The sequence below is a fragment of the Bacillus sp. FSL K6-1218 genome, from assembly GCF_038006445.1.
GTDB lineage: Bacteria > Bacillota > Bacilli > Bacillales > Bacillaceae_G > Bacillus_A > Bacillus_A thuringiensis_S.
This window is the reverse complement of record NZ_JBBOVE010000007.1, coordinates 1-8,443: the sequence shown is the minus strand read 5'-3', so window position 1 is coordinate 8,443 and position 8,443 is coordinate 1. Positions and strand designations below refer to the sequence as shown.

Genomic DNA, 8,443 nt, shown 5'->3' with positions numbered 1-8,443 from the left:
GTCCTCGCTTTTTATTCCACGGTTCCCTTGACCACGAGCCTCCGAACCCTCAAACTCCCAAAGATAACCCCAGCGGGCAAAAACCGCCCTTCTGGGGCCACCTCTGGCGAGTTTGCATGAGGGTTCCCCTCATCGTCAAGGAACTTTCGCGGCATAAACGCCAGGACTCAGATCATAAATCTTAAAATAGTTATTTTCCAAATAACCTCGCAAAAAAACCTTTAGATTCAGTAGATGCTGTTAATACTTTTGTTTCTTGTACTTCACGAATTGTTTCAAGTAACTTCTGATCCCGCTTCTCTAACTTATTATCAATATAATCTTGTTGTTTTTGTAATTGTTCAATTAACAACTTATTAAATTCTTCTTGTTTCTCACTATGTTCTCTAAGTCTACTAACCTCATTTTTTAGTAATTTTAATTCTTCAGCTAAAATCTCTCCAACTTCTTTACTAGGAACAGGTTTTATACTCTCTCCACCCGTAGCAAAGTAATGTTCAATTTGTTTTATTGAGTAATTTTGTTCTCGATGTAATTGTTTAACTATCTTCATTTGTTCAAGAGCTTTCTCGTTAAAAACATTGTATCCTGATTCATTTTTCTCTAAAGGAATATACATCCTTAATTCTTTCATCCAATTTCTTATAACATTTGGCGATTCATCTAAACACAATGCAACTTCTTTAACAGTCATCGCTATATAACCTGGTTTTTCTTCACCTAGGTTTTCACTTTTATCCATCTTTTTACCCACCTTTAAAACCTAGATAAAAACCTAAGTTTTTTAAATATCAAGGGTTATTTTCAAAAATATCAACCTTGATACCTAGGTATTAAACCTAGGTTTTTACTAATTCATTTTACTAAGGTTCATATCCTTCTGTCATATAAAAATAACAAATTCTTCACGGATCTAAGTTATACTCCATTTTTTTCTTAATAAATGATTATTTAATCCATATAGCGAAGACTATGGCCGCGCCACAAAATTTTTCTAATAACTTTGGAACAAATCATTTTATAAAATTAGAAATTAGAGATTCCAGATCAAAAAAGAAAAGAACAATTTTAACAAGTGCAAGAGCATAAGGGATTTTTGCTATCACCAAGGGTGACAGGTTAGGCAAAGCCTAACAAAAACGTGATATCACAAATACAAAAAATTCAATGGAGTTCCAACGTACTTTCAATGTATTTTCAATGTACATCCAATGGGTTTTCAATGGATATTTCAGAGGACTAAAAACTTGTTTTTTTACTCTTAGATCAAAAATTCTTCCTTGTATATAAAACAAACAAGGCTTTTATAACTTCTCAAAATCGTTTCTATTAGATTTTAAACACAAACTAATAGATTTCCTAATAAAATCAAAATAACGCTCTTAGAACGAAAAATGAGCGCTATGATGACATGTTTAATTACAAGTACAATGGAACGGCAACAGCCGCGCCATTGTACTTCGCTTTTCCGTTGACTTTTGGAGTAGAGGCTGGTTCGTCGTGTGGGGGCGAAACCCCGCGTATTACGTATCTATACATGTGGTAAATGAAATTATAATACGAAAGCATTAGCGGTTCGGCTCGTATAATAGCAAATTCAAGCCGATAAACCTAAATAGTTGCTTTTGGATGTATCGGCTTGGTGCCGCCAAAACTCGAGCCGAAAAAAGTTTTGCAAGGATGTAGCAAAGCGAAAAGGGTGGAGATTTTCTGTAGCAAAGCGAAAGAAAATACGACCCGTTCCTTGCGGAACTTTTAGCTATTTCTATATAGAGTAAGAAGGGACAAGCATACCAAAGTATAAAATACCCAGTAATACCAAGGGTTTCAGGATTTTTCGTACTTACCGTTTTTGGTAAGTAAACTTACCGTTTTTGGTAAGTACGAAATTAACAAAAAAAGTCTACTAATTAAAGTAGACTTAAAATAATTTAATAGGTAAATTTTTAAGTTGTTTAGGAACCTTTCTAAACATAGCTTTAAGTGTCGGATTAACTTCATCTCTATTCCCTGAAAACATAACATGAGGATTTATAAACAAAGCATATGCCCTAACATTATTATCATCAACACCACTCTCTGAACGAGCAATAATGCCTTTATCAATTAATTTTCTAACCAAAGGACTAACTTTCGTTTCATGTCTTCCTATTTTTTTTGCTAATTCTCGCTGAGTTAATGGAATTTGTTCTTTAGAGTTAATATCACTAACCAAACAATTACTTAAAAAACCTACACACATTGAAATATCTAATAAAAATACCTTCTCAGCATTTGTTAAATAATCAATTTCAAATAAATACTGGATGTTTTGTTGAATGATCTGAACAAATTTAGCTTTATTTTTTATCTTTCGTTCAGGTACTAACTTCATTCCATGCGAATTAGCTTTTGCTTGAAGTTCATTTGCTATGTACATTTCTTCTTCTGACAATATCTTCGAATTCTCGATATCTCTCAATCTTGAATTCCTTTCAGCTTGTTTTAAATTGATAGTATTTGTCATAATCTTTCTCCTTGTTCCTAGTATTTACAACTAGTATGGAGACTTCTTTTATGCTATTATGTAGTTAGAATTATATAAGAATAAAAAAGCCTCTTATGTATAGTTGTAGCGTCGCAACTCAATTATATCATGATTGGCTTTTTTTTATTTAAATTCTTTTTGTGAGTTTAACATCATTTAATTCAAATAAATAGATTTAAATTGAATATGTTTTTTAGTTAATGATTATTGATAAAATAAATATATATAAAAATTATAATAAAAGGAGAATACCATGACCACTGAAAATGAAAGAAAAGGGATTATAAAACAAAACATTAAACAAAAAACATGCTTTATTGTTACTCCAATAGGTAACGCAAAAGATAATATTAGAAGACAAGCGGAAGGTGTAATAGATGCAGCAATTCAACCAGTACTAGATGAACAAAATATAAAAGTCGAAGTAGCTCATAGAATAAATGAAACAGGATCAATTACAAGACAAGTAATTGATAGATTAATTAATGCTGATTTAGTAGTTGCAAACTTAACAGAACTAAATCCAAATGTTATGTATGAATTAGGCGTAAGACATGCAGCAAGAAAGCCAGTTATCGTTATATGTCAAAATCCTACAAATTTACCCTTTGATGTGAATGACGAGAGGACTATTTTCTACACCAATGACATGCAAGGAGTCATAGAATTACAAGAAAATTTTAGAAATATGTTGCCTAAAGCCTTACAAGAAAAAGAACCAGACAACCCAGTATATAGAGCAATTACATATAAAAACATCCTAAAAGAAGTTAAACCAGAAAACAGAGAAGATACAATGCACTTATTCCTATTAGAAAAAATTGAATCTCTAGATTCAAAATTAAACATGTTAACTCAAGATGAAAATGAAAGAATTTTTCTTGCTAATAAAAATAATTCAAAGCTAAGAAGAAAAAATAAAACAGAGGATTACATATTAGAATTAGGAATAGGTAAAACACCTACAGAAGAAATGCTAGAAAGTCCTATATTATCACGATTTGCATTAGATATTGATATTAAACATGAATTCAAAAATGTTCCTTTAAAATATGATTTCCAAATAAATAGTATTGACCCAATTATTATGGGAGGAAGTAAACCTAATCGAAATGTTATTGGTCTCCTCATTAAAATAACATTTGCAGAAGAATTAAAAAATAATTCAATCATAAAGAGCATTCTATCAGAACTAATAAATGAAACTATAGAAAATGATTCAGAATATAAACAACAAGGATTCGAATTAGTATCTCTATATCCTATTCTTTAAAACAAATGAAAGTAAAAACTTTTGAATAAAGGTTCACTTTCATTTATCACTCAAAAAAGGAAAAAAGACAGCAATAGATCAGCTGTCTTTTCTTTTTTGATTTATAAACATTCTATTTTTTAGGCATCCATGTATGTCCGCAATTCATACAACCATTGACAATATTTTTTCTACCAATAAATCCACTGAATAAAGTTATCGGTGCCCCTAGGAGCATCATTAAAAAAACAACAAATAAAGCCATACCCTGAAGTGGAGAATCTCGAGGAACTATTTCAACAACTATTCTAATAGCTATAAGTGTAGCTAACATAAGAAACAGAATTAAAAACATCCTTTTAAAATTATACCCACGTTTGTTACCAACTATTTGATCAGATTTACATTTCCTACAAACAACCCGCCTAGTTACCTTTTCTTTTTGTACTGTCATATCCAATCATCCTTTTAACTATAAATTTTAATAACCTAATTATAAAATATAAAAACTACAATAAGATACAAATATTATCAAAATAAGAAAAGGAACCCTAAAAACTAGGTTCTTTTTCTTATTCTTCAATGTAAACTTTTAAATATTAGTTTACATTCAATTCTCCTTAAATATTGACTTCTCACCAATTCCCTTGATATCCTCAATTTACATAACAAAAGTATACATTCAAAACACTGTAGATAAAGAGGTCATAAATCCATGAATAAAAAGCCACATCTTATTGATGTCCAACCCATTCGTAGCAAAGAACAGATCGAAGATATCAAATGGGCTCTTAAACGTCATTGTTCCGAACGAGACTATATTCTCTTTCTTGTTGGCATTCATACCGGACTACGCATAAGTGATCTACTCCAACTCGAAACCCAAACCATAATAAAGCTGAAACGAAAAAAGAGAAAAGAATTCAAAATCAAAGAAGGGAAAACGAAGAAAGAACGCATAATTAACCTGACTTCTATTTTTAATGAAGTATACTCTTATAGCCAAACACTAGAAAGTACCTGGTTATTCCCTTCCCGAAAAGGAGACAAACCCATTAGTAAGATCCAGGCTTATCGACAATTGCAAAAAGCCGGAGATTTTGCCGGCGTAGAATCCATTGGTACCCACACCATGCGCAAAACCTTCGGCTATTGGTTCTATAAACAAACAAAAGATGTTGCTATGTTGCAAGAAATACTGAATCACAGCACACCACAAATCACACTTAAATATATTGGAATCAATAAAGAAGAAAAAGACAATATCTTAGATACCTTCCAACTATAAAAGAAAACATTTTTTTAGAAAAAGCCTTGTTTCAATTACAAGGCTTTTTCTAAAATCAATGATTTAATTTCTTTTTAAATTCATTTATCAAATCTTTCAGTTCTTTAGGATAAGGAGAACCCTCCATATAATTATCCACTGTAAGCATTAATATTGATCTAAGAGCTCCAATTTGAGCCCATTTTAATTCATCATCATCAAATAATTCACGTTCAGCTTCTTCTAAATCCAATAATAAATCTTTACATTTTTCATGTAAATCCAATAATTTAGGAAGATTAATATCTAACCGTTTAAGTTCACTAACAAGATCACTTGCACCATCTTTATATATTTTTCTATCAGAAAAATATTTATCTAAAAATGCTTGTAAATTATCAGCATTAAGATCTTCATCCAGAATAACAGGTGAATTAGCCCTACTATCCCTATACACACTAATATCACTTTTTAAATCTTCAAATTGTTCATCTGCTTCTTCTAATTTAGCGCTTATTCTAGAAAATTTCCGTCTGAATTCTGATGGAATATCTTCTTCTTTTTTATAACCTAATTCATGTTCAATTTCAGCCCATGTATGCATTAGATTAGTCCGGATTTGGATTTCTGCTTTTAAATCAGCTAAACCTTTATAATTTGGCGTACATAACCACTCTTCTTTTATCTTTACTATAAAATGATGTGACCTGTATCCAAATTGATCTGGTTTTAAAAGTTCTTCTTTATCTTGAGACTCTAAAACATCAAATTCCTCATTAATTACATTACAAATCTTATCAATATCACTTTTGTAATAACAAATAATTCTAATACCACAAATATCTTCAACTTCATTAAAAGGATCTATATATCTTTTTCGATCAGTTTTTCCCATAAATGAATCAGATTCTTTAATCCTATAATAAACTTTAAGATACTGAATAGAGTGCTCCTCTAACAATAATTCAATTGCTTGAGTTAAATTAATACCTAATTTATTATACTTAGGTATCATATTTTCATACATATTTACCAAACTAACATCTTCTTTTATCGATGGTTCCATTAAAATATACCCCCGTAAAGTACAATAACTAATAACTATATTAAAAATATAACATATTAATAAGAAAATGCTTGTAAATTGATCTATACTACACTCCCTTATTCTATGTATGCTATATTCCTATTCTTTTCCACAACATTATTACTTAATTAAAAGTAATAAAAAATTCATTTCTTTTTTTACTTCATACTCATCAATTACTTTAATTACAAGCTTATTAATATCCTCATTCCCAAATTGATCTAGATAATAAGAATTATTCAAAGAAAACTTAATTCCATTCAACATATCAATAAGATCAATAATTCTTTGCTCCCTTAACTGCAATATATCCCCAATACAATAATGACAAATCAATATCCAAAACAAAAAAACAAAAATCAAAATAATAAATGCTAATCCAAAATAAGCTGTGGCTTGTCCAAACTCAAAATTATTCTTTTGATATACCCAATTATTAAAAGCTGTCCAAAGAGGTACAAATACAGCTATCAGTATGGCACTATAAGACATTACAATCGTTGAAAATTTCCTTTTATTTTTTCGCTCAAGATGCTTTTCAAATCTTTCTATACAAAAGTCTAATGCCTCAATACTTTTAGTTTTAGACTTATTAGGTTTATGTAAAATCTTTTTATTTATTAAAAACTTCTTTAACAATAAATATTTAAAGGTATACCATTCTTTACTTCCAAATTTAATTCTATACTCTTTTAAAATATAACTTCGAATATAATTACGAATGAATAATAAAGAAGTAATAAATAACTCTGTTTCAAATAAAACTATAAACATCCCCATAAAATCTAAGGTCTTTTTAAAAAGAATACATATTGTTATAAAAGATAATATTACACACATTTGTATTATAAAGAACCAAATTACTCTTCTTTTCACAGAATTAAACATAAAAAAAATATTCATTCCTCTATTACAAAAATCTAATAATTCTTTTTCAAACACACTAACAACTCCATTTGATTTTAATATTAAAATTAATTAATTTATAAATCGCAAATTATCCTAAACTTTTTCTCTCCACTAAAAACTTGATATTCTTCTATTCTCCTTTAAATAAACTTATTTCTAAGATTATCACATAAAAAAGGTCTGCAACACATCGTTGCATGCCTTTTTTATAACGCTACGATGCGTTTCTTACTATTTAACATTAGAATAATTAAAGTAATTAAAGGAGGTACATATATGGACATTGGAAAAAAAATAAAACATTTAAGATTAATAAATAACATGACACAAGAAGATATAGCCAACCAATTATTTATTTCAAGACAAGTTATATCTAAATGGGAACTAGGAAAAAGTCTTCCCGATCTAACCAATTTATTAGCCTTAAGCAATCTATTTAATGTTTCAATTGATTCTTTATTAAAGGAGGATTCAAATTTGCAAGATCAGATAATAAAACAAAGCAATTATAAAAGATATTTATTAATAGCGTCTCTCTACATATATTCTTTAATTGCTATTGTTGTTATATTTTATTGTCTTATTGCCTTTTTACTTATGCCAAAAGACATCAAAACATCAGATCTAAAGATTATTAATTCCCACTTTTATCAAGAAAACGATAAAAAAGAAATTCTATATATTTACAGCAAATTAACACCTTTTTTCTCCAATTATTCAGGGGATTATAGACTCAATATAAAAGAACATGAAATAAATATTCATGCTAATCGAAATTCAATTCCATTTAGAAATAAAGATGTTTTATTTTCAATCGAAAAAGATATAGCTCACGGGATAGATTGGCAAGAAAAAGATGTTTACATTGTAGACGAAAACAATAACAAAGTACTTATATATAACCATAAAAATAAACAACTATATTATCAAACAAAAAATTAAAGTAGGTGATCAAAATTAAAAACATCTATAAATATATTTTTATAATAACTACATTTATCCTTAACATAATCAGTACTCTACTTATTGCAAATACCGGATTTACACCAAGCGTTATAGTATTTTCTATTAGCTTTTTATTTTTCACCATTTTATTTCAATCAATCACAATTCTATTCATTATCTATATGATTAAAAATGATACATCTAAAAAAATAAAAATAATTTTATACGTTTTTTTAACACTAGATATATTTATCTTTTTATCTTTACTATACATGGCCTATATCGTAATAACTCAAACTCTATAAAAAATAACATACTGATAGCAAGGGAATGCTTGTAAATTGATCTATACTGCATTCCCTTATTGTATGTATGCTATATTCTTATTCGTCTTTTTCTAACAGTAGAACCACGAATCTTGGCGAAGACATTGGTTTTTGCCCTGTCCTGGGGTCC

General features: G+C 28.9%; 8 protein-coding genes. 3 read left to right on the top strand and 5 right to left on the bottom strand.

Annotated features, from left to right (window positions below):
- Positions 1-190: 190 nt before the first annotated feature.
- Both MHI26_RS31450 and MHI26_RS31445 read right to left on the bottom strand, forming a co-directional pair.
- Positions 191-742: a DUF3967 domain-containing protein gene (locus MHI26_RS31450; RefSeq protein WP_061666076.1), complete on the bottom strand. Its 552-nt coding sequence runs from the start codon at positions 740-742 to the stop codon at positions 191-193.
- 1,179 nt (positions 743-1,921) lie between these two features.
- Positions 1,922-2,506: a MarR family transcriptional regulator gene (locus MHI26_RS31445; RefSeq protein ID WP_061665818.1), complete on the bottom strand. Its 585-nt coding sequence runs from the start codon at positions 2,504-2,506 to the stop codon at positions 1,922-1,924.
- 274 nt (positions 2,507-2,780) lie between these two features.
- Here MHI26_RS31445 and MHI26_RS31440 point away from each other — a divergent pair, with 274 nt between their 5' ends.
- Positions 2,781-3,800 (top strand): nucleoside 2-deoxyribosyltransferase, encoded by a 1,020-nt coding sequence (locus MHI26_RS31440; protein ID WP_061665819.1) that lies wholly within the window; start codon positions 2,781-2,783, stop codon positions 3,798-3,800.
- Between the two features lie 112 nt (positions 3,801-3,912).
- On the opposite strand, the gene MHI26_RS31435 is transcribed toward MHI26_RS31440, so the two are convergent.
- The gene (locus tag MHI26_RS31435) at positions 3,913-4,233 is read right to left on the bottom strand and encodes a hypothetical protein (protein ID WP_061665820.1); all 321 of its coding nucleotides are present in this window, start codon (positions 4,231-4,233) and stop codon (positions 3,913-3,915) included.
- Positions 4,234-4,494: 261 nt separating this feature from the next.
- On the opposite strand from MHI26_RS31435, the gene MHI26_RS31430 reads away from it, so the two are divergent.
- Positions 4,495-5,067, top strand: a complete 573-nt coding sequence (locus tag MHI26_RS31430; protein WP_340994903.1) for a tyrosine-type recombinase/integrase — start codon at positions 4,495-4,497, stop codon at positions 5,065-5,067.
- Between the two features lie 55 nt (positions 5,068-5,122).
- Here MHI26_RS31430 and MHI26_RS31425 read toward each other — a convergent pair whose 3' ends face one another.
- Both MHI26_RS31425 and MHI26_RS31420 read right to left on the bottom strand, forming a co-directional pair.
- The gene (locus MHI26_RS31425) at positions 5,123-6,112 is read right to left on the bottom strand and encodes a GTP pyrophosphokinase (protein ID WP_061665824.1); all 990 of its coding nucleotides are present in this window, start codon (positions 6,110-6,112) and stop codon (positions 5,123-5,125) included.
- Between the two features lie 141 nt (positions 6,113-6,253).
- Positions 6,254-7,075 (bottom strand): hypothetical protein, encoded by an 822-nt coding sequence (locus MHI26_RS31420; protein WP_061665825.1) that lies wholly within the window; start codon positions 7,073-7,075, stop codon positions 6,254-6,256.
- Positions 7,076-7,318: 243 nt separating this feature from the next.
- On the opposite strand from MHI26_RS31420, the gene MHI26_RS31415 reads away from it, so the two are divergent.
- Positions 7,319-7,984 carry a helix-turn-helix domain-containing protein gene (locus tag MHI26_RS31415; RefSeq protein WP_061665826.1) on the top strand — a complete coding sequence of 222 codons (666 nt, stop codon included), beginning with the start codon at positions 7,319-7,321 and terminating at the stop codon, positions 7,982-7,984.
- Positions 7,985-8,443: the final 459 nt, after the last annotated feature.

Bases quoted from the DNA above. Each gene is read 5' to 3' on its own strand.
- MHI26_RS31450 (WP_061666076.1), bottom strand. From the start codon at position 742: ATGGATAAAAGTGAAAACCTAGGTGAAGAAAAACCAGGTTATATAGCG.
- MHI26_RS31445 (WP_061665818.1), bottom strand. From the start codon at position 2,506: ATGACAAATACTATCAATTTAAAACAAGCTGAAAGGAATTCAAGATTG.
- MHI26_RS31440 (WP_061665819.1), top strand. From the start codon at position 2,781: ATGACCACTGAAAATGAAAGAAAAGGGATTATAAAACAAAACATTAAA.
- MHI26_RS31435 (WP_061665820.1), bottom strand. From the start codon at position 4,233: ATGACAGTACAAAAAGAAAAGGTAACTAGGCGGGTTGTTTGTAGGAAA.
- MHI26_RS31430 (WP_340994903.1), top strand. From the start codon at position 4,495: ATGAATAAAAAGCCACATCTTATTGATGTCCAACCCATTCGTAGCAAA.
- MHI26_RS31425 (WP_061665824.1), bottom strand. From the start codon at position 6,112: ATGGAACCATCGATAAAAGAAGATGTTAGTTTGGTAAATATGTATGAA.
- MHI26_RS31415 (WP_061665826.1), top strand. From the start codon at position 7,319: ATGGACATTGGAAAAAAAATAAAACATTTAAGATTAATAAATAACATG.